General features: G+C 68.3%; 13 protein-coding genes. 2 read left to right on the forward strand and 11 right to left on the reverse strand.

Annotated features, from left to right (window positions below; genetic code table 11):
• Nucleotides 1-166: 166 nt before the first annotated feature.
• From AC3FJ6_RS24820 to AC3FJ6_RS24835, 4 genes are read right to left on the reverse strand one after another with little or no spacing between them, the layout of a single operon-like run.
• Nucleotides 167-1798 (reverse strand): hypothetical protein, encoded by a 1632-nt coding sequence (locus tag AC3FJ6_RS24820; RefSeq protein WP_488774141.1) that lies wholly within the window; start codon nucleotides 1796-1798, stop codon nucleotides 167-169.
• A 43-nt stretch (nucleotides 1799-1841) separates the two neighbouring features.
• Nucleotides 1842-2270: a hypothetical protein gene (locus tag AC3FJ6_RS24825; protein ID WP_488774142.1), complete on the reverse strand. Its 429-nt coding sequence runs from the start codon at nucleotides 2268-2270 to the stop codon at nucleotides 1842-1844.
• The gene (locus AC3FJ6_RS24830; protein ID WP_488774143.1) at nucleotides 2270-4213 is read right to left on the reverse strand and encodes a ricin-type beta-trefoil lectin domain protein; all 1944 of its coding nucleotides are present in this window, start codon (nucleotides 4211-4213) and stop codon (nucleotides 2270-2272) included. The genes AC3FJ6_RS24825 and AC3FJ6_RS24830 overlap by 1 nt, the downstream gene beginning before the upstream one ends.
• A gap of 49 nt (nucleotides 4214-4262) precedes the next feature.
• Nucleotides 4263-4844, reverse strand: coding sequence for an SCO family protein (locus tag AC3FJ6_RS24835; RefSeq protein WP_488774144.1), 582 nt, complete (start codon nucleotides 4842-4844; stop codon nucleotides 4263-4265).
• Between the two features lie 147 nt (nucleotides 4845-4991).
• Between AC3FJ6_RS24835 and AC3FJ6_RS24840 the strand changes: the two genes are divergently transcribed.
• The gene (locus AC3FJ6_RS24840) at nucleotides 4992-6011 is read left to right on the forward strand and encodes a glycosyltransferase family 2 protein (RefSeq protein WP_488774145.1); all 1020 of its coding nucleotides are present in this window, start codon (nucleotides 4992-4994) and stop codon (nucleotides 6009-6011) included.
• Here the strand turns inward: AC3FJ6_RS24840 and AC3FJ6_RS24845 are convergent.
• From AC3FJ6_RS24845 to AC3FJ6_RS24855, 3 genes are all read right to left on the reverse strand, one after another.
• Complete coding sequence (locus AC3FJ6_RS24845; protein ID WP_488774146.1) at nucleotides 5984-7933, reverse strand: serine aminopeptidase domain-containing protein; 1950 nt, start codon at nucleotides 7931-7933, stop codon at nucleotides 5984-5986. The genes AC3FJ6_RS24840 and AC3FJ6_RS24845 overlap by 28 nt on opposite strands.
• 101 nt (nucleotides 7934-8034) lie before the next feature.
• A complete protein-coding gene (locus AC3FJ6_RS24850) occupies nucleotides 8035-10422 on the reverse strand; it encodes a polysaccharide biosynthesis tyrosine autokinase (protein ID WP_488774147.1) in 2388 nt (795 codons plus the stop codon).
• Between the two features lie 60 nt (nucleotides 10423-10482).
• Complete coding sequence (locus AC3FJ6_RS24855) at nucleotides 10483-12045, reverse strand: mannose-1-phosphate guanylyltransferase/mannose-6-phosphate isomerase (protein WP_488774164.1); 1563 nt, start codon at nucleotides 12043-12045, stop codon at nucleotides 10483-10485.
• Nucleotides 12046-12365: 320 nt separating this feature from the next.
• Between AC3FJ6_RS24855 and AC3FJ6_RS24860 the strand changes: the two genes are divergently transcribed.
• On the forward strand, nucleotides 12366-13400 hold the full coding sequence (locus AC3FJ6_RS24860) for a DUF1839 family protein (protein ID WP_488774148.1): 1035 nt from the start codon (nucleotides 12366-12368) through the stop codon (nucleotides 13398-13400).
• Between the two features lie 83 nt (nucleotides 13401-13483).
• Here the strand turns inward: AC3FJ6_RS24860 and AC3FJ6_RS24865 are convergent, their stop codons facing one another.
• The 4 genes from AC3FJ6_RS24865 to AC3FJ6_RS24880 all read right to left on the reverse strand — a co-directional run bounded on the left by AC3FJ6_RS24865 (nucleotide 13484) and on the right by AC3FJ6_RS24880 (nucleotide 19115).
• Nucleotides 13484-14212 (reverse strand): Crp/Fnr family transcriptional regulator, encoded by a 729-nt coding sequence (locus tag AC3FJ6_RS24865; protein ID WP_400397499.1) that lies wholly within the window; start codon nucleotides 14210-14212, stop codon nucleotides 13484-13486.
• 392 nt (nucleotides 14213-14604) lie between these two features.
• Nucleotides 14605-17169: a glycoside hydrolase family 2 protein gene (locus AC3FJ6_RS24870; RefSeq protein ID WP_488774149.1), complete on the reverse strand. Its 2565-nt coding sequence runs from the start codon at nucleotides 17167-17169 to the stop codon at nucleotides 14605-14607.
• Nucleotides 17166-18152: a DUF1839 family protein gene (locus AC3FJ6_RS24875; protein ID WP_488774150.1), complete on the reverse strand. Its 987-nt coding sequence runs from the start codon at nucleotides 18150-18152 to the stop codon at nucleotides 17166-17168. The genes AC3FJ6_RS24870 and AC3FJ6_RS24875 overlap by 4 nt, the downstream gene beginning before the upstream one ends.
• Nucleotides 18153-19115, reverse strand: a complete 963-nt coding sequence (locus AC3FJ6_RS24880) for an amino acid--[acyl-carrier-protein] ligase (RefSeq protein ID WP_153948706.1) — start codon at nucleotides 19113-19115, stop codon at nucleotides 18153-18155.
• Between the last annotated feature and the right edge of the window lie 4 nt (nucleotides 19116-19119).

Genomic DNA, 19119 nt, shown 5'->3' on the forward strand with positions numbered 1-19119 from the left:
CCTGCAAATCACCGCCCCGCCTTGCAGGCCGCTTCTTCCGAAGCGGCCTTTTTCATTTGCCGCTGTGTGCGTGCTTTCAACGGGCGGCGGTGAAACGACAAGGCGCCCCCTGGGGCGCCCTGCGGTCATCTTCGGATGTGTTGGGGAACTTGCGGGCCCTTTAGGCCTAGCCGATGTACTCGATCAGGGCGACCGCCTCGGCATTGGCCGGCTGCTCGGTGCCGGCGCCGGGAACCAGGCTCAGCGTGCAGCGCTGGCGCGTACTGCAGCGAAACAGCATGCGTTCGTCGGCCTGCCGGGTGGCCTTCAGCAACGTGGTGGGAGACGACTCGCCCGTCACGATCGAATAGTTGCCGGCGCCGCCGGCCACATCGACGATGACCCGCGTGACGATCGCATTCAGCGGCAGGATCACTGTCGGCGCGCCATCGGCACGGGCCGGCAGCCGCCCGAAGGCGTTGCGCAGCGATACCACCTTGGTCCTGACCGTCGCCGATGCGGCCACGTTCCAGCCGATTTCGGCGTCGGCATAGACGCCGGCGGCGCTATTGCCCCGGCAGCCCTCTAGCGTCACGACGCGCCTTCGGCCGAGCTGGTTGCCCGACTCGGAAAACATCAATCCCTCGTCCGGATGCGCGAAATTCACGAAGTCGCAGTTGCGGTACACGGCGCGGCCCTGCGCGGTGGGACCCTGGCCCGAGACATACTGGTGCCGCCCCATGATCTGGCAGTTGTCGAACACCACCTGCGCGCCGGCCGTGTTGCCCGGCGAAAACACCGCCGACACCGTGCCCGCCGCAAACTGCTGGTAGCCCTGCGAGCCGAAGTCGCAGTCCTTGAAGCCGATATTGCCCTGCTCCCACTCGCAGAACATCACGCCGGCCTGGCGCGACTTCTGCTCCACGCGCAGGCCCTCCGCCTTGAACGAGCAGACGCCCATGGCGTGGTTGTTGCCGCGCAGGTTGAACAGGTGGGTCTGCACGGTCGGCTCGTAGCCGCTTACGTCGCAGTCGGTCAGCTTGATGCTGCCGCCGCGATGCATGTCTATCCACGCGCTGGAGCACCAGTACTTGCAGTGGTCGAACCAGTAGTTCAGGAACTGGTCGGACGTCCGTTTGTCGCCGACGTACAGGAAGGCCTTCCACTGCCCGGCCCAGGCGCAGCGCCAGAACTTCCACTCGCTGTTGCAGTTGTCGCCCGTCAGGTTGACGCCGTAGCGCCACTGGCCCGTGAACAGGCAGTCGTCGAACGCATAGTCCTGGGCGCCGCCGCTGCTGACGCTTTCGATCAGGTCGCAGTTGGGGGCATTGCCGTGGAACTGCAGGTTGCGCAGGCGCACCACCAGCGCGGCATCCTGGTTGCGGAACAGCGCACCGTCGCCGCGTGGTTCGTAGATGATGACGACGGTGCCGGAAGGGCCGTCCCCTTCGATCATCAGGCCCTGCGCCCTGCCCTGCAGCAGCGCGCTGTCGAACAACGCGCCGGGTCTGGTCAGCCGGTAGGTGCCTGGCGGCACGATGATGCGCCTGCCGCCGATCTGGTTCGAGTTCTCGCCGAACTGTGCCTTGCGCACCTGGCGCGCCATGGTGCGCACCGCGCTGGCGAATGCCGCGTCGGACGGTGTCCTGCCGGTGGGGTCGCATCCGTCGAAGTCGGCAATGGAGACGGCTCGCTCGCGCGACGCCGGCAGCGCTGCTTCGCCGGCCTCGCGCCCGGCGGCCCCGGCGGCCGCGGAGGCGACGCTCGCCCCGGTCAGTACGCCCAGCCGGGCCAGGAAACTGCGTCGAAGATTGGGCATGGAAAGCCTCCGTTGGCAGTGTTGGCCCGGCGCGTGCCTGGCGCTACTGCGTCAGCAGGAATGACCAGATTGCCGTGCACTCTGGTTCGGATAACGGGTACTGGGGCATCGCCTTGGACAGCATCACGCCGGTGTTGTCGACGCCCTCGCTCACGACGCGGCAGAAGCTGTCGCGGTCATACGCCGATGGCGGCCCGCCGCGTCTGGGTGCCAGCGTGAGCAACGAATCGGCGGTCAGGCGCGGACCGAAGGGCTCGGCGCCCCTGGCCGCGGCGTGGCAGTTGGCACAGCGCGCCGCCGAGGCGGGCAGCGCGCGCTCTTCCCAGCGCAGGCGTGCCGGCGTGCCGGTGGGCATCTGCCCATAGTAGAGCGACCGCCCGAGATCGACGAAGTTGGGCGTGGCGCCCTGCGCCAGCCCGGACAGGGGGCTGCCGACGGCCAGGACGGCCGCCAGCAGCATGGCCGGGCGCATCAGCGCACCCGGATGGTGGCCGCAACGCTGGGCACGCCGGCCGCGTTCATCGCGAACAGCATGTAGTACCCCGGCACGGCCACGCCCGGATCGGCGGGGATCTGCAGCTTGTACTCGCCCGACGTGCCCACGGTGAACGTCAGCGGCACGCGGCGCTGTTCGTTGTTGACCGAGTGGGTCACCGACGACATGCGGACCATCGCGAACGACTTCATGCTGGCCGTGGCATTGACCGTGATCGTCGTCCCCAGGTAAGCCTCGGTGGGCGCCGACGTGATCGACGGGCGCGTGGCCGAAGTGCCGTCCGCATTGAGCAGGTAAGGCGGCGTCAGGATCTCGACGTTGGCGTGGTTGGTCGTGCACGCACCGCACAGCCCGCCACCGCCGCTGAGCACCCGGCCGTCGGGCAGCAGCAACGCCACGCTGTGATACGTGCGCGGCGTCTGCATGGCAGCCAGGCGCGAGAACTTCTCGGTGGCAGGGTCCCAGAGCTCCGCCACCATGACAGCGCCATCGTCGCTGAACGTCACCGGCCACGCCTGGCCGCCGACCACCACGACCTGGCCATTGGGCAGCACCACGCTGTTGTGGAAGGCGCGGGCGTACGACATCGACGCCACCTTGCGTACCGTGGGCGTGGCGGGGCGGATGTCAATGACGTGGGCGTTTGAGGTGGCGGCCGCGTTCTCGTAGTCGGGCGCACCGCCCACCGTCAGGATGCGGCCAATGTCGTACATCACGGCATTGCCGTTCATCGCGTCGCCATCGGCCGCGCGCGTGCCGACCGGGGTCACCGAACCGTCGCCGGTCGTGTCCACCCAGTTCATCTGCTTGCTGGGGCCGGCGTGGAAAACGCGTCCATTGGCGGCGGCGAACAGCCAGGCATGGTTGTCCGATCGATAAAGGCCGGCCGAGTCGCCGGTCAGGAAGTAGTCGTCCCAGACGGCACTGTTGAGCCGCCAGCCCGTATTGGCGTGCCAGGTTTCGCCGTCCTTGTCGCCGATGTCGCCGCTCCACGAGCCGCCGACCGTGAACACGCCACCGTCGGGCAGCGTCACCGCGCCCTGGTAGCCGCGCCCCTTGACCATCTCCGCCGCGACCGTCCAGGCGTTGGTCGAGGGATTGTAGATACTGGTCTTGGTGCTGCTGCTGCCGCCATTGACGAGGATGCGGCCGTCCGGCAGGTTGGCCGTGCCCGGACAGAACATGTCGTGGCCCGTATTGGTGACCAGCTTCTCGGTCGATGCGCCCGTCGTCGGGTTGAACAGCGCCGTATAGGTCCGGCCGTTGTCGCCGCCGAAGTTGTTGCGCTCATACGCGGACCACACCAGCACGCGTCCATCGGGCAGGTTCGCCGCGGCCACCGGGATCACGGTCAGCGCCTTGGGTGCGGCCCATTTCGACGGCAGTACCGTGGTTTGCGCCACGGTGATGTTCCAGGTCTGTGCCGCGCTGCCGTTACAGGTCTTCTGCACGACGGCCTCGCCTTCGACCGCAGACGCCGGCACCAGGCACAGCCCGCTGTGCGCCGCGATGATGGCGTAGCCGCCATTCTGCGCGCGCAGGGTGAAACGCTGGTTCGTTGCACCGGTGCATTGCCACTGCAGCGCAGGGGCACCCACGTCGGTGCTGGCGTACTGGATGTCCAGGCACTTGCCGCTGTGCTGGGGCGACATCTGGTACTGGCTGCCGAACAGCGTCAGCCCCCACAGCTGGTTCAGATCTCCGTGGCAGGTCCAGATGATTGCCGGCGCATCGTTGTCCACCACGGCGCCGCTGATATCCATGCAGAAGTTCGTACCGCTGAGCTTGATGGTGGTGGTGGTCTGCGCCTGGGCGGGCGTGGGTGCGGCCCACAGCCAGAGTGCCAGCAGGCACAGGCCCACACACCTCGACAGACGCACCAGCGCACGCGCCGGGTGCGATCCCGGGATGAGTTTCATGATGGACTCCCTTGAAGATGTTCTCTTTATTCGATCGGACGCCTCCGCGTCACGCCCTGGCGAGGAAAGCCATGATCGCGACCACATCCTCGGGCTGTGGCAGCGCCTGACTGCGCCAGCACATCTGTGCCGACGCATTGAAGAAGTAAACCTGGGTAGCATGCTTGTCGAGGTTCTCCGACGGCGGCCGGCCGGCCAGCCTGGAGCGCAGCGCCATGACATCGCCGGAAGGGATCACGCCTTGCCATGCGCGGCCGGCGCCCATCTTCTTCAGCCATGCCTGCATGGCTTGCGGCGAATCGCCCAATGGGTCGATGCTCAGCGACAGCAACTGCATCGGATAGCGGCCTGTCTTGCCGGCCAGCCCACCCTGCACGGCGCCGAACATGGCGCCTTGCAGCGGACAAACGGAGCTGCACCCCGTGAACATGGTCTGGAGCGCGGTGACCTTTCCCTGCATCAGCGCATCGAGCCGCCTGCGCTGCCCCGCCGCATCGACGACCCAGGCATTGGGCGCGGGCACGAGCGGTTCCACCGCTCCGGCGCTGACATGCGCCATGGCACCCCGCGACGCAGTCGCCACCACACTGGCGGATAAGGCGCGCATCCACGCGCGGCGAGTCCAGCTCATCAGTACGCTCCCTCCCAGGCATCCCGTCGATCGATGACCCTGACAAGCTCACGTATGCCAGACCATCCATGACATCTTGCGATCACACGACGGCGCCCTCCGTACGGCAACGCACGAAGCCCCAGGGCGGAAACGGCCAGCATCGGCATGAACGTCTGCGTTGGAAAACACACCGAACGCGCACCGCTGACGTTCCTATACTCGAGCCAGCAGAACCGGGCGCAGCACAACAAGAAAAGGGAGGGCCGCGTGATACCAGAACATCTTCAGGGTGCGCCGAAGGCGTGCCGCGTCGCAGTCATCATTGCCACCAAGGGACGCCCCAAGGCTGTCTCGCGCGTGCTGCGCCTGCTGGAGCAGCAGACCTTGCAGCCGTCGATCGTCGTGGTGTCGGCCAATACCCGGCTGGACGTCGAGGACGTCGAGGACTTCGCGACGCAGCACCTGCCCGTCGAGTATGTGTTCGGCCCGGCCGGCCTGCCCGCGCAGCGCAACCGCGGTCTGGATCGGGTGATGGGCCAAGCCGATATCGTGGTGTTCTTCGACGACGATTTCGTGCCCGCGCCAGGCTGGCTCGCGCGATGCGTCGAAGCGTTCGCCGCGCGCCCGCGTGTCGTCGGCATGACGGGCGGCGTGGTGGCGGACGGCGTGCGGGGCGATGCCATCGACTGGGACGAAGCCGGCGAACTGCTGGCGGACGACGCCGCGCGCACGCAGCCCGGGGGCCTGGTGCCGGTCCAGAAGCTGTATGGCTGCAACATGGCTTATCGCGTCAGCGCCATCGGCGACCTGCGCTTCGACGAGCGGCTGGTGCTGTACGGCTGGCTCGAGGACATGGACTTCTCGCGCGCGATGAACGGCAAGGGCCAGCTGCTGCACGTGCTGGCGGCACGCGGCGTGCATCTGGGCCTGCGCTCCGGCGGCCGCACATCGGGCCGGCGCTTCGGCTTCTCGCAGATCGTCAACGCCTGGTACCTGTACGGCAAAGGTGCGCTGTCAGCGCGCGAGGTCTGGGAAAACACCGCCAAGGCCCTGCTGGCCAATGGCGCCAGGTCCCTGTTCCCCGAGCCGCACATCGACCGGCGCGGACGCCTCGCAGGCAACCTGCTAGGCGTGCGCGAACTGCTGCTGGGACGCTGTCAGCCCGAACGCGGCGGCGAGCTCTGAGCGAACGGCTCGGCGCCGCCCTCGGCACCGCGGGCGCCCTTCCTCCCGGACGGCTTCGGCGATTTCGTTTCGGACTTCGTCGCGGCCATTCCATGCTGGGACTTGCGGGCAGGTTCCGGCTGCCGGCGCGGCGCCGGCGGCGCCACCGGCTTGAACGAAGCCAATGCCTGCGGCATGGTGCGCAGATGCGCCAGCAGCTGGGCGGCGAACGCTTCGCGGCTTTCGGTAAGGAACAGCGAGTGGTCGAGTAGCGGCATCGTCTGCAGGCGCACATCCCGCAGGCCGTCGATGGCCTCGAAGCGCCGGCCCAGCCCAAGATGCGCCTCGTGCAGGCCCACGTCGCTGGCCCCATAGAGGAACAGCGTGTGCACGCCGCGCCGTTCCAGCGCCGTCACGGCGGCGCTGGCGAAGTCCTGCGTGGTCTGGCCGGCCTGGCCCTGCGCGCCCGGCGTTGCCGTCGGAACATCGTGCTCGCGCAGGCGTACGACAATCCTGCGCGACATCGCCGCCAGCAGCCGCTTGAGGCCGAGCTCTCCACGAAACAGCCTGCGCCAGTTTTCCCACCGGCAGGCCGCGGCCAGATACACGCGGCCCGGCCGCAGACGATCCGACGCGATGGCCTGGTCGGCGGCATCCCAGCGGAATTTCACCAGGTTGACGAGCATGAGCCCGTTGACGCCCCGGTTATCCAGCGCGGCGTGAAGGCTCAGGAACGCGCCCGAGCAGATGCCGGCAAGCACGATGCAGCGGAAGCCGCGCGCCCGCAGCCAGCCCACCGCAGCCCCGAGATCGCGCCGGGGCGCGGTGCCATAGATGGTGTTGAGGTCCATCTGCCGCGCGGCGTGGGGGCTGTCGCCGATCGATGACACATCGAGGCGCAAGGCGGCAATGCCCTGCCGCGCGAGCTGCCGCGACACCGTGACGAACAGCCGGCCATCGCCGACATGGTGATTGCCGCCCGTATTGGGAAAGATCACCGCCGTGGCCGGCCGCGCCGGCGTGGCATCGCGCAGCGGCGGCATGCAGAGCACGCCGAACAGCCGCGCGTGGTCGATCCACACCGGCGACTCGACGACGTCCGCGGCGGCCAGCGCATCGTCGGGCGCGCCGGCCGAGCCGGGCGCAAACGCCGCCGCCCGGCCGGGCGGTGTGACCTGCATGCGTGACGTGATCCAGCCGATGACGCGCTCCCAGGCGCGCACGGGCACATCGGCAAACTCCGCCGAGCGCATGACGTCGGGATACTCGCCAAACCCTTCCAGCGCGACGTCCGCGCCGGCCTGGGCAAGTCCGCCCGCCAGCGCCGCAACCGGCGACGACGGATCGGGCCAGGCGTCGAGCAGCAGTACGCGCGGCAGGGGCAGGCTGGCATCGAGCCGGATCGACTGGATGCCAGCGACCGCGGCAGGAGACAGGCGGAAGCTCAGCACATCCTGCACGCCGGCGGGCGCCGGCGGGACATCGAGTTCGGGGATGGCGCTATGGCGCCAGGCGGCGTGCAGCGCGCGCAGTTCCCGCAGGTACAGGCGGCCATCGATGACCGGCGCCAGCATGACCACGCCGGCCAGTTGCGGCACCCGTGCGGCCGCCAGTGCCGCCAGCGAGGCGCCGAGCCGCAGGCCGCACAGCACGACCTGGCTGACCTTGGCCATGCGGCGCAGCGCAGCGCAGGCCGCCACGATGTCGTCGATGGCCGATGCCACCGGATCGTTTCCATCGTGAAGGTCGTCGGCGTCGCCAGTGCCCCGGTAGTCGAACCGCAGTACGGGGAGCCCCGCCTGCGCCATGTCGTCCGACAGATGCCGCCATGCCCGATGCGACCACATCATCTCGTGGCCCTGGGGAGCACACATCACCACGCCGACATTGCCCTGCGAGCCGTGCAGCCAACCTGCACAGCCTCCAAACATGACCCATTTCATCCACGCGTCTCCTGATAACGCCGACCGGGCAGCCGATGCCGGCACCCGCAGAAACGGGTACGCCAGCACCGGTGGCCGGTTCGATCAGTCGCCGGTTTTTCTTATGCCGCCGGGGTATGACCGATCTGCTTGAGTGAGGGTGCCGTCACCGGCATGCCGAGGTAGGGATTCATGGCGGTGAAGTCCGTGCGGTTGCTGCGCTTGGGCACGACGCCATTGAGAATGCCGCCTAGCAGCGTGGCGTTGGCACGCGCCAGGCGCTTCAGCGATTCATCGACCTGCGAAGGCAGCGTGGTGTCGGCGCGCAGCACCAGCAGCGTCGCGTTCACGCAGTTGGCCACCAGCGCCGCATCCGCGACGGCCATGATCGGCGGGGTGTCGATCATCACCAGGTCGAAGCGCTCCGCGCACGCCTGCAGGGATCTTGCGAACGCGGGGCTCATCAGCAGTTCGGAGGGATTGTCGGGCGGCGCCCCGGCCGGCAGCACCGACAGCCCGTTCACGGCCGTCAGCTGCACGGCATCGGGCAGCGACGCACGGCCGGACAGCACGTCGGCCAGGCCGGGGCCGGTATGCAGGTCCATCCAGTTCGCCACCTTGCCACGCCGCAGGTCGGCATCGATCAGCAATACCCGCTGGCCGGCTTCGGCGAACAGCACGGCAAGATTGACCGACGCGAACGTCTTGCCGGCGCCCGCCGTGGGGCTGGTAACGGCCACCACGCGTTGCGGCGTGTCGCGCAGCGAGAAATGCAGCGCGGCGCGGACGTTGCGCAGGCCTTCCACGGCCATCGAATGCGGGGCGTTGCGCGCCAGCAGGAACTGGTCGTGCAGCCCGAGCCTGAGCAGCCGTTCGGCGCCGTCGATATCGTCGTCTGCATGCTCGGCCAGTTCGTCCGGATCGACCAGCGCGTGACCCGACTGCGGTGACTGCTGCGATTGCTGCGCCAGCAGCCCCGCCACCTCGCCGTCCGGCCAGGCTGACCTGGCTCGCGCGTCGACCAGCCGCTCCAGTTCCACCTGCTCCTGGCTGAACACGATGTCGCCGAGCATCGCCAGGCCCAGGCGCGCCTCGGCTTCGTTGACGTTGTCGAGCGTGGGCCGCACGCGCTGGCGCACCGCCACGCATGCCATGGCCAGGCAGAGCCCCATCAGCGCGCCGGCGATGGTGGCCGGCCACGGACCCAGGCCGACCGGCCGCATCGGCAGCAGCGCGCTGTCCAGCACCCGCACCTGTCCGGTGCGGTCCAGTTGCAGCAACGACAGCTGTTCGGCCTTGTTGCGCAGGGTCATGTACATGTCCTCGGCCACCTTGACGTCACGCGTCAGGGCCACGGACTCCCGTTCGGTCGACGACAGGTTCTGATAGCGCGAATCCATGTCCTTGCGTTCGCGCACGAGCTGTTGGATCTGGTTGTCGACGGTCTTGACCTCGTTGGCCTCCTCCGTGAAACGCTGCAGCAACTTCATGCGTTCGAGCTTCAGCACGGCAATCTGGCGCTGGTAGTCCATGCTGCCGGTCAGGTACGACTGCGCGTCCTGGGTCGGTGCGATAGACCCCGCCTTCGAGCGGTACTTCGTCAGCGCGGTCTCGGCACGCTCCAGCTCGGCCTTGACGCGCGGGATCTCGCCGGACAGGAAAGCCAGCGTCGCGGCGGTGTCGTCGCGACGCTGCATCGCCTGTTTGCCGATGAACGACTCGGTAATGCCGTTGACCAGCGCCGCAACCGCCGTGCGGTCGGCATTGCGCCAGGCAATGCTGACGGTGCCGGCGTCGCCCGGCTGCATTTCGATGCGCAGCCCGTTGGCCACGGCGTCGACCGTCTGCACGAGATCATGGCGCGTGACCACGAACCGGGTGCCCGGGCGCGCGTCGATGCTCGCGACCTGCATTGCCACGCCGTTGGCTTCCGCCGGGTTTCCGACGCGGCCGGACAGCAGTTCGGTGTCCTGGTCATAGAGCCGGTAGCCGCCATTGGGCAGCACCTGCAGCGTCAGCGGCACGTTCAGCAGTCGTTCGGGCACGGCGAGCCGCTCCACGGACAGCTGCTCCCCACCCCAGGCATAGCCGAGGCTTTCCGGCCACGGCCCGGACAACCGCCCCGGCGTGGCGAAGTGAGCGGCCAGCCCGCCTATCAGCGGCGCGCGCAGCGGCCGGGCCGAGATATCAAGATGAAGGCGCTCGACCACGGGCGCCACCACGGTCCGGCTGCGCAGCAGGCCGACATCGAATGGCATCGGCGTCGCCGTCATGCTCAGCGCGTTGGTTCGCGCCGTGGCCGCGTTGTCGCGCGGCTGCTGCACCTGCACGAGCGCGCTGGCACTGTACTCATGGGGCTGCGATACCGCGAAGACCCATGCGATGGCGCCGCCCGCCAGACCCGCGCCGAGAATCCATCCGGCACGATCGAGCATCGCACGCCACGGGTTGCCGCCCGCTTGCGCCGCTGTTGCCGGCGCGGCCGGCGCGGCCCCGGCCGCAAAAGACATGTTGGTCACAACGTCCCCCTATTGCTTCGAATGCCCGCCGGCGCCTGCCGGCGCGCAACGCTACTTGCGCCCGTAGTTGTCATCGAACCGTACGATGTCGTCCTCGCCCAGATACGAACCCGATTGCACCTCGATGATCTCCAGCGGCGTCTTGCCCGGGTTCTCCAGGCGGTGCTGCGTGCCGATGGGGATATACGTGGACTGGTTCTCCGACAGGATGCTCACCGTATCGCCACAGGTCACGCGCGCGGTCCCGCGCACCACGACCCAGTGCTCGGCGCGGTGGTAGTGCATCTGGAGCGACAGGCTGGCGCCCGGCTCGACCACGATCCGCTTGACCTGGAAACGGTCGCCGTGATCGATCGAGTCGTAGCAGCCCCACGGCCGCTGCACCTTGCGATGGTTCACCACCTCGCTGCCATGCTCGGCACGCAGGCGTTGCACCACGTTCTTCACGTCCTGGACGTGCGCCTTGTCGACCACCAACACCGCGTCGGCCGTCTCCACCACCACCACGTCCTGCACGCCCACGCAGGCGATCAGGCGGCCTTCGGAATGCGCCAGGCACGACGAGGCGCCGTCGAACACCACACGCCCGCGCGCCACGTTGCCGGAAGCATCCTTCTCGGCGATGTCCCAGATCGCTGCCCACGATCCCACGTCGGACCAGCCGGGGTCCATCGGCACCAGCATGGCCGGCACGTCGGGCAGCGCCTCGATCTTCTCCATGACCGCATAGTCGATGGAATCCGACGGGCACGCCTCGAAGGCTTCCTTGCACAGGCACAGCGCATCGCCCTTGGCGGCGCGTTGCGCCTGGTCGTAGGCCGCCTGGCATTGGCGCATCATGTCGGGCTGCAGTTGCGCTAGCGCGCGCAGCCATACCGAGGCCCGCACCACGTAGACGCCGCTGTTCCACCAGTAGTCGCCCGATTCCACATAGGCGGTGGCCAGTTCCAGGTGCGGCTTCTCAACGAAGCGCTCCAGCGTCAGCGCGCCTTCCTGCGACAGCTTGCCCGTGCGGATGTAGCCAAAGCCGGTTTCCGGCGTGCTGGGCCGCACGCCGAGCGTCACGATCGCGCCACGGTCGGCATGGCGCACGGCGACGGCCAGTGCGGCGCGGAACGCCTCGGTGTCGAGCACCGCATGATCCGCCGGCGTGGCCACCATCACCACATCGCCCGCTTCGCCGGCATTCGCGATGGCATGCAGCGCGGCCATGGTCAGTGCGGGCGCGGTGTTGCGTCCGCAGGGTTCGGCCACGATGTGCGCCGGCTTGCCCGAGCGTTTCATCATCGCCGCGATCATGAAGCGATGCTCCTCGCCGCAGACGACGATCTGTGGCGCCTCGACGCCAGACGGCCGTCCCGCCATCAACGCGATGCCTTCGAGACGGCGCGCTGTGGCTTCCAGCAGGGTGTTCTCCGCCACCAGGTTCAGCAGCTGCTTGGGATGCTGCTCGCGCGACAACGGCCAGAGCCGGGTACCGGCGCCGCCCGCCAGGATGACCGGCTGGATCGCCGCCAGCCGCACCGGCGCCGCGGAGGCTCCCTGACTGGCGGCTTCCACCATGGTGGGGACGGGGGCGGAGGGAACATTGCTCCCTCGGGTCGGAATTCTCATCATGCCTCCTGCTTGGGACTGTCCGTTTTCGGCTCGGATCCGGGATGACCCGGGCAACCTGTGCTGTCGCGACAGACGCCTCGGGCAAGCATCCACGCTACGCGCCAGAGTGGATGGAGCCAGTGTAGGAAGCTGCTCTGGCACGGCTCTGTTCGATTCCGCACATGCTCGACGCGGCACCGTACGCGTTGCCCGACAACGCCGGCTTTGTTGGAAAACGTACCGATTTGCCCGGTCCGAACGGCTCCAATTCGGTGGACCGCGCTTCTCGCATGGCCGGCCTGGCGCCGTTGCCGCCCCAACCCGGAGAACTGAAACAGATGGTTCAACGCACAGCGAATGCCCCGGAGTCGGCGACGCCCGAACCGGCGGCCGCCCGCCCCATCGTGGCGCCCCAGCGCCTGCTGCATGGCGAATCGGCGATCTGGCCGGAATCGAACTGCTACATGGACCTGTGGATCGAACTGCTGTATGGCTGGCACCTCGACCCGCGCGCGGCGCTGCCGTTCACCGTGGCACAGGATTTCGAGGGCGACCATTTCACCTTCTTCAAGTATCCGCAGGCGGATCTCGAACAGCTGTATGGCACGGTGGTGCAGGAGTGCGCCGTCTACGACACGCTCGAAGCGCACGTGGCCGAGCAGGTTTCGCGCGGCAAGACCATGCTGGTGGAGGTGGACAGCTTCTACCTGCCCGACACGCGCGCCACGGCCTACCGTGCGAATCACGTGAAGACGACAGTGGCGATCGACGGCATCGACACGGCGCGGCAAACCCTGTCCTACTATCACGGCCTGGGCCACTACACCGTCGATGGCGACGACTATCGCGGCCTGATGCGGCTCACGCCAGACCTGCGCGACAACGGCAATATCCTGTTCCCGTACGTCGAGTCCGCCGCGCGCGTGCGTCCGGCGCTGCAGGGACGCGAGCTGGCCAACGCGGTGGCACGGCTGATGCGCAGACACCTGGGCCGCCGCCCCGCGCAAAGTCCCATCGTGCGGTGGCGTGCCGAGTTTCCCGCGCACGTCGACAGGATCCTTGCGCGTGGCGACGCGTACTTCCACCACTACGGTTTCAATCTTCCCCGACAGCTCGGCGCCAACTTCGAAATGCTGCAGCATTGCCTGAACTGGCTCGACGAGCATGGCTACCGCGTCCCGGCGGCCCTGCGCGCGCTGCCCGGCACCATCGCGGCCGAATGCAAGGTGCTGCAGTTCCGCCTGGCGCGCGCCGCGGCACGCGCGCGGCCCGACCCCTGCACCGAGTGCCTCGACACGCTCGAATCGGCCTACGACATGACGATGGCTGGCCTGGTGTCGTCGTTCGGCAGCACGGATCCCGCCCACGGCTGAAACCCGCCAGCGCATGCCACAAGCCCTGGACGCCATCGCCACGCGGCGGGTGGCATCCGGTGCATGCGGCATGGGCGCCGCGGTCAGACCTGCGCCAGCGTCAGGGCCGGCAGCAGGCGATCGTACTCGCGCTTGACCAGCTTGTAGCACTCGCACGAATGATGCTCCAGGCCGCAGCGGTCCAGCACGGTGATATGGCCGCGGCTGTGGTGGATCAGGCCCAGGTCTTCCAGCTTGCCGGCCGCTTCCGTGACGCCCTCGCGGCGTACGCCGAGCATGTTGGCGATGACCTGCTGCGTGATCACCAGTTCGTTCGAGTTCATGCGGTCGATGGCCAGCAGCAGCCAGCGGCACAGCTGCTTGTTCAGCGAGTGATGGCGGTTGCAGGCCGCCGTCTGCGCGATCTGCGTGAGCACGGCCTGCACATAGAGCAACGTCACGCGCTGCAGCGCCGGTAGCTGGGCCAGCTCCGCACGCAGCACACGGGCCGGAATGCGGTAGGCGAAGCCGGGGCTGCGCACTTCCACGCGGCTCGGCATCGTGTCGCCGCCGGTCACCACGGGGATGCCCACCAGCCCTTCGTTGCCGACCGCGGCGAATTCCACCGTGGCGCCGTCTTCCAGCAACGACAGCAGCGAGACCACTGACGTGGTGGGAAAGTACACGTGGACGATGCGCTGGCCCGAGTCGGTCAGCAGCTCCCCTGCACGCAGGCGGACGAGTTCGAAGTGGCGCGACAACGCGTCCCATTCACGACGCGGGAGTGCATTGAGCAGATGATTGACATGCAGGTCCGACCGTTGCGTAATCATTTCTTCCTCCGTGTGACCCCGGAGCAATGACGTCGGAACGCCGCAGTACCTGCGAGACGCGTGACCCGACATCGCCGCTCCGCTTTTCTATTAGCAAGCTTGCTGGCGAATGCCCGGCGGCCCTGAGGCCGCCACCCGTGAACCCTGCCGGAGCGTGTTGCCGTGGGCGCTCCGGTTTCGTCTTCGTTGTTGGCTGTATTAAGTGCCATGGAGCACAGAACTGACAGTAGGCAGACGGATAGGTCAGGGCGTCATCCATGGGTAGGTTGGATGTAGGAAAACGGGTGAGGCGTGGCGGCGGCTGCACGGGCGTGCATACCATCCGGCGGGAGGGGGGAAATGTGTCCTGCCGCGCCAGAAGCGGCCTGGCGGGCAGGTGGAGAAGGATGAGTTCAGCCGTCGTAGCTGACCGGGCGAGACGCGTTCAAGGCAGATACTTCACCCGAAGGGATGGCTCCCGCCCGGGTGGCATCCGCCCCATCGTGCATCAGGCGGATACGGCGCGACTCCCCGGGCCCCAGGTGGAACCAGTTGGTTTCAGGCAACCAGGCGTAATCGTCGACATGGACCCAGCGCGCAAAGCGGCGGGCGCTGACGGTCAGCCACCAGACGCCGTCCTCGCACGCCACGCTGGCGGCGAGGCCCGGGTCCAGCAGCGCGTCGGCGCGGCGGTCCGGCAGGTACGCCGACTGGCTCAGCAAGAGGCTCGCCGTCGGGTCGGCACCGGCATCGGGCGACGCGTCGTGCAGCGTAGCCAGCACCACGTCGTGCGCGGGCGGCCCGAACCGGTAGGCGTAGGTGAAATCGAAAAAGTGATCGAGCAGTTCCGCCGCCACCAACCGCCGGGTCTCGCGCGGCGCCAGCGTCAGCGTCTGGTCGGCCTGCGCGACCACGGCCTCGCCGTCGCGCAGGCAACGCAGTGCCAGCCGCACCGTGCGCGGCACCGCGGTCTCGTTGACCAGATGGATGTGCAGCCCGTTGAGCCCCTCATCCGTCAGGATGACCTGCAGCGGCTGCCAGACCTGGCGCAGCGCATGCCAGGCCGATTTGGGCCGCGCATAGGCATCGACGATGCCCCATCCCGCGCCGGGCAGCAGATCCTGCAACTGCCAGACCAGCCCGCCCCGACAGCTGGAGCCGGCGCGGCGCCATTCGCCGAACACGTCGGTCATGATCTCCGCCACCACGGCGCGCGACAGCTGCAGGTAGCGCGCCGGCCGTTCGTACCGCAGGCGCGGCGGATCGACGTCGAACAGCGCGCGCAGGTAGAAGTCGCGGATATCCTCGAAATCCCAGCCGGCGCCGGCATCGCGCGGCACGCGCGCCTTCCAGCGCGGATCGTGGTACGGCTGCGACATGGCCGCATCGGCCAGCGTGCGCGTGCATGGCACGTTGGCAAAGGCCAGGCATTCCGAGGTGAAACGGACATTGGCCAGGCGCGCATCGCTGAGCGGACGCTGGTAGGCCCCCACGCCGTAGTAGTGCGATACGCCGGTATCGGCCTGGAACGGCCAGGCGCCTCCACTGGGCGAATTGCGCACGTAGATCACATCGGGCCGATGCTCGGCCACCAGCCCCGGAATCAGTGTGTCGAACAGCGGCTGGCGCCATGCGCCGCGCGGCACGCCCATCATCGCCGCCTGCTGTTCGGCCTCGCTGCCGCCGCACAGCACGGCCAGGCTGGGGTGGGCGCCAGACGATGCGAGCCATTGCGAGACTTCGCGCCGCGCATCATCCATCCACGCCGCCCCGGTGTCGCCGCCATAGTCGAAGTTGGCGAACATGAAGTCCTGCCACACCAGCAGGCCCAGTGCGTCGCACTGCCGATAGAACGATTCGCCCGGGTAACAGGTCACGCCGCTGACGCGCACCATGTTGGCCCCGGCGTCGCGCGCCAGCCGCAGCCAGCGGGCCACGGCCTCGTCGGTGTCCGCCAGGCCGGGCAGGTCGTGGCTGGACACGCAGGCGCCCCGGCAGAACACGCGCTCGCCGTTGACGCGCAGCCCGAACGCGCCCGGCTCGCCATCGCGGTCCTCGGTAATCGTGCGGAAGCCGACATTGCCGCAGGCCAGGACGTGACCGTCCATGCTCGCGTCCACGCGATACAGTGCCGGGTCGCCGTGGGTATGCGGCCACCAGCGCCGTGCGTCGGGTACGCGCAGCGTGCCCGCCAGCGTGTGCGGACCGGTGCGATGCAGATCGCCACGCCAGATGGCATGGTCGGGGCCGATGGCCGAGAACGCACCGTGCGCCGGCGCGGCGCCCGGAAAATGGAGCTGCAGGTCCACCACGCCCTCGGTGCCGTCGATCCGCCCCGACATCTCGGCGCGTACGCCATGCGTGGGATCGGTACCGAGCGGGTCCAGCAATTCGATGTCGCGCCATGGCCCCACCGCGTGCACCGGCGGGCACCAGCCGGGCATGTGCCCGAGCAGCGTGGTACGCACGGTACGCAGCGACGGCGGCTGGATCATGCGCGGCTTCCAGCGTACGGGCCCGCGCTGGGTGCGCAGCCACGGATACAGCGCGCGAAAACAGATATGGAGCACGTTGTCGTCGCCGGCCAGCTCCACCTCCACCTGGTGCGCGGCGAACATGTGGCGCGTGGTCAGCACGTGCCGGCCGTTGAGCCAGACCTCGGCAATCGTCGCCAGGCCGTTGAAGCGCAGCAGGCGGCGGCCGCTGCCCGCGAAATGCAGCCGATACCAGTAGTCGTGCTGGTGCAGCGGTGGCGGCGATGCATCGTCCCAGCGCCCGGCCGCGCCCAGCGCGCTGGCCACCGTACCGGGCACCGTTGCGGGCAGCCAGTGCCCGGTCTCCGACAGTTCGCCCGGATGCGCGGCGGCGTTGGCGAAGGTTTCGAGGAAGGTCCAGTCGCCTTCCAGACGCGCCCGGCCCACGGCCACACCGGGCCGCAAGATGGGCAGGAGCGCCGGTTCCGGATCGCGAGCGGTCATGTGACGGTTTCTCCGAAGTGGGCCGCCAGCGCCGGAACCGTGCCCTGGTAGGCCAGTTCCAGCTGCTCCAGGCAGTCCTCGCAGCTGTCGGCCTTGTGGCTGATCACCGCCCGCATCAGGCGGAACTGCATCACCATGGCCTCGGACGCCATCGTGTAGCACGCCTCGGCCACGGAGTCGGGCAAGGTCTCTCCCTGCATGACCAGCCAGCGTACATAGCGACCCAGCAGCTCGAAGTTCGCGCCAAGCTGGCGCAGCACGCTGGCCGCGTAGATCTGGAAGTTGGGCTCGCCGCGCGCCATCAGTTGTTCCAGATGCGCCGGAAACGCGGCCCGGAACGCCTGGATCGGATTCTCCCGCGGGCGCCGCGCCAGATGGCCACGCAGCAGATCCAGCGACGCGCGCTGCAGCGCATCCTCGGTCAGCCCCGGAAAGCGCCGGCGCACCACCTCGGCTTGCGGAAAGGTGGCCACGCCCCACATCGTTTCATGGGCCGGCATGCGGAAGATGGCCAGGTAGTCGTCGCCACTCGCCGTGTGATAGCCGTCATGGTGGTAGTAGCCCACCGCGGTGGCCTCAGGCACCAGTACGTCGATCGCGATGCACGCCCGCGCGTGCTGCCGGCGATAGGCGCCCGCCGGCTGCGGCAGCTGGAAGCTGTCCACCTCCAGCAGTACCGCGTTGCCGCGATTGGTCTGCGCGGCCACATGCGATTCCAGCCGGCCGTAGGTCGACAGTTCGTCCTTGACGATGCCGTACAGGCGCTCCAGGTCTATCGACGGGATGTTCGAGGACGTGAACTGGTCGCCCTCGAAGTCGAGTGTGACGGTGAACGGCAAGGCGGCAATGGGTTCGAAGTCCCATCCATGCAACAGTTCGACCCACAGGTCGATATGGCGGTTCGCATGCGACCACACCGGATTGCCACCGTGCAGCGCATGCGCGCCGCCGCGCGCCCGTACCGCCTTGCCGTCTCCGTACATTTACACGCCTCCCAGCGTCTCGCGCACCGCTTGCGGCCACTGTGCCGGGTTTAGTCCGTGGTGCTTGAGCAGAGCCAGCGTCAGCCGCTCGATGCCAAAGCCCACGCACCCCGTGTGGGCCACACCGCCATCGGCCAGGCCGATGTGCCACAGCGCTCCGAAATGGTCCATGTGGTAGTTGAAACTCATGCACGCGGTGGGTGGCGCGCCATCGTTGACCGGAATCAGCAGTTCGAACTTGAGCTTCAGCTCGCGCTGGCTGTCGGCCACGATCTTGCCGCCGCGGCCGAAGAACGGGTCGTTGGCCACATCCACTTCCACGGGCAACTGCAGTGCCTCGGCCAGTGCCTGGCCGCGCTCCATCCACAGCTGGCGGAACGCCACGATGCGCTCGGCCGACCCCAGGCACACGTACTCGCGCTGCCGGAACAACTGCATGCGCGTGGGCTCCAGCGACGGCTCGTGCCGGTAGCAATACGACAGCACGTCCACCACCTTGCCGTCGGGCGGCAGCGGGCCGCGTCTGGCCACGACCGGATAGATCGGATAGCAGGCGGCCGGCGTCAGCACCACGCCCGTGAATTCCTGCTGGTCGGTCCAGTCTTCCTTGTCTTCCAGGCGCGCCAGCAGCCGGCGGTGCGCGCGGTCGTCGCCGCAGAAGCTGTGAATCGTGCCGGCCAGTTGCGGAAAGTTCTTCAGGTATTCGCTGGCTTCGAAATCCTGCTGCCCCAGCGCCGGCGGAAAGCGCAGCACTTCGGCGCGCTGGTCGGCACCGATCCGCGTGATGGCCAGGTTCAGGCCGTCCGCAATCGCCTCGAACTGCGCGCTGCGGCCATACAGGCCCTTGACGCCGGTCTCGATCAGCAGGCCGGCAGCCAGCAACTGCTGCAGATAGGTGGGTGCGGCGGTCAGTCCGCCGGCGCCGCCTCCCGCGACGGCGTCGGTCAGTGCGTGGGCATCCATCGAT

The organism is Cupriavidus sp. 94F1, assembly GCF_057798875.1.

Bases quoted from the DNA above. Each gene is read 5' to 3' on its own strand.
- AC3FJ6_RS24825 (WP_488774142.1), bottom strand. From the start codon at position 2,270: ATGCGCCCGGCCATGCTGCTGGCGGCCGTCCTGGCCGTCGGCAGCCCC.
- AC3FJ6_RS24860 (WP_488774148.1), top strand. From the start codon at position 12,366: ATGGTTCAACGCACAGCGAATGCCCCGGAGTCGGCGACGCCCGAACCG.
- AC3FJ6_RS24830 (WP_488774143.1), bottom strand. From the start codon at position 4,213: ATGAAACTCATCCCGGGATCGCACCCGGCGCGTGCGCTGGTGCGTCTG.
- AC3FJ6_RS24835 (WP_488774144.1), bottom strand. From the start codon at position 4,844: ATGAGCTGGACTCGCCGCGCGTGGATGCGCGCCTTATCCGCCAGTGTG.
- AC3FJ6_RS24855 (WP_488774164.1), bottom strand. From the start codon at position 12,045: ATGAGAATTCCGACCCGAGGGAGCAATGTTCCCTCCGCCCCCGTCCCC.
- AC3FJ6_RS24870 (WP_488774149.1), bottom strand. From the start codon at position 17,169: ATGACCGCTCGCGATCCGGAACCGGCGCTCCTGCCCATCTTGCGGCCC.
- AC3FJ6_RS24875 (WP_488774150.1), bottom strand. From the start codon at position 18,152: ATGTACGGAGACGGCAAGGCGGTACGGGCGCGCGGCGGCGCGCATGCG.
- AC3FJ6_RS24820 (WP_488774141.1), bottom strand. From the start codon at position 1,798: ATGCCCAATCTTCGACGCAGTTTCCTGGCCCGGCTGGGCGTACTGACC.
- AC3FJ6_RS24845 (WP_488774146.1), bottom strand. From the start codon at position 7,933: ATGAAATGGGTCATGTTTGGAGGCTGTGCAGGTTGGCTGCACGGCTCG.
- AC3FJ6_RS24840 (WP_488774145.1), top strand. From the start codon at position 4,992: ATGAACGTCTGCGTTGGAAAACACACCGAACGCGCACCGCTGACGTTC.
- AC3FJ6_RS24865 (WP_400397499.1), bottom strand. From the start codon at position 14,212: ATGATTACGCAACGGTCGGACCTGCATGTCAATCATCTGCTCAATGCA.
- AC3FJ6_RS24850 (WP_488774147.1), bottom strand. From the start codon at position 10,422: ATGTCTTTTGCGGCCGGGGCCGCGCCGGCCGCGCCGGCAACAGCGGCG.
- AC3FJ6_RS24880 (WP_153948706.1), bottom strand. From the start codon at position 19,115: ATGGATGCCCACGCACTGACCGACGCCGTCGCGGGAGGCGGCGCCGGC.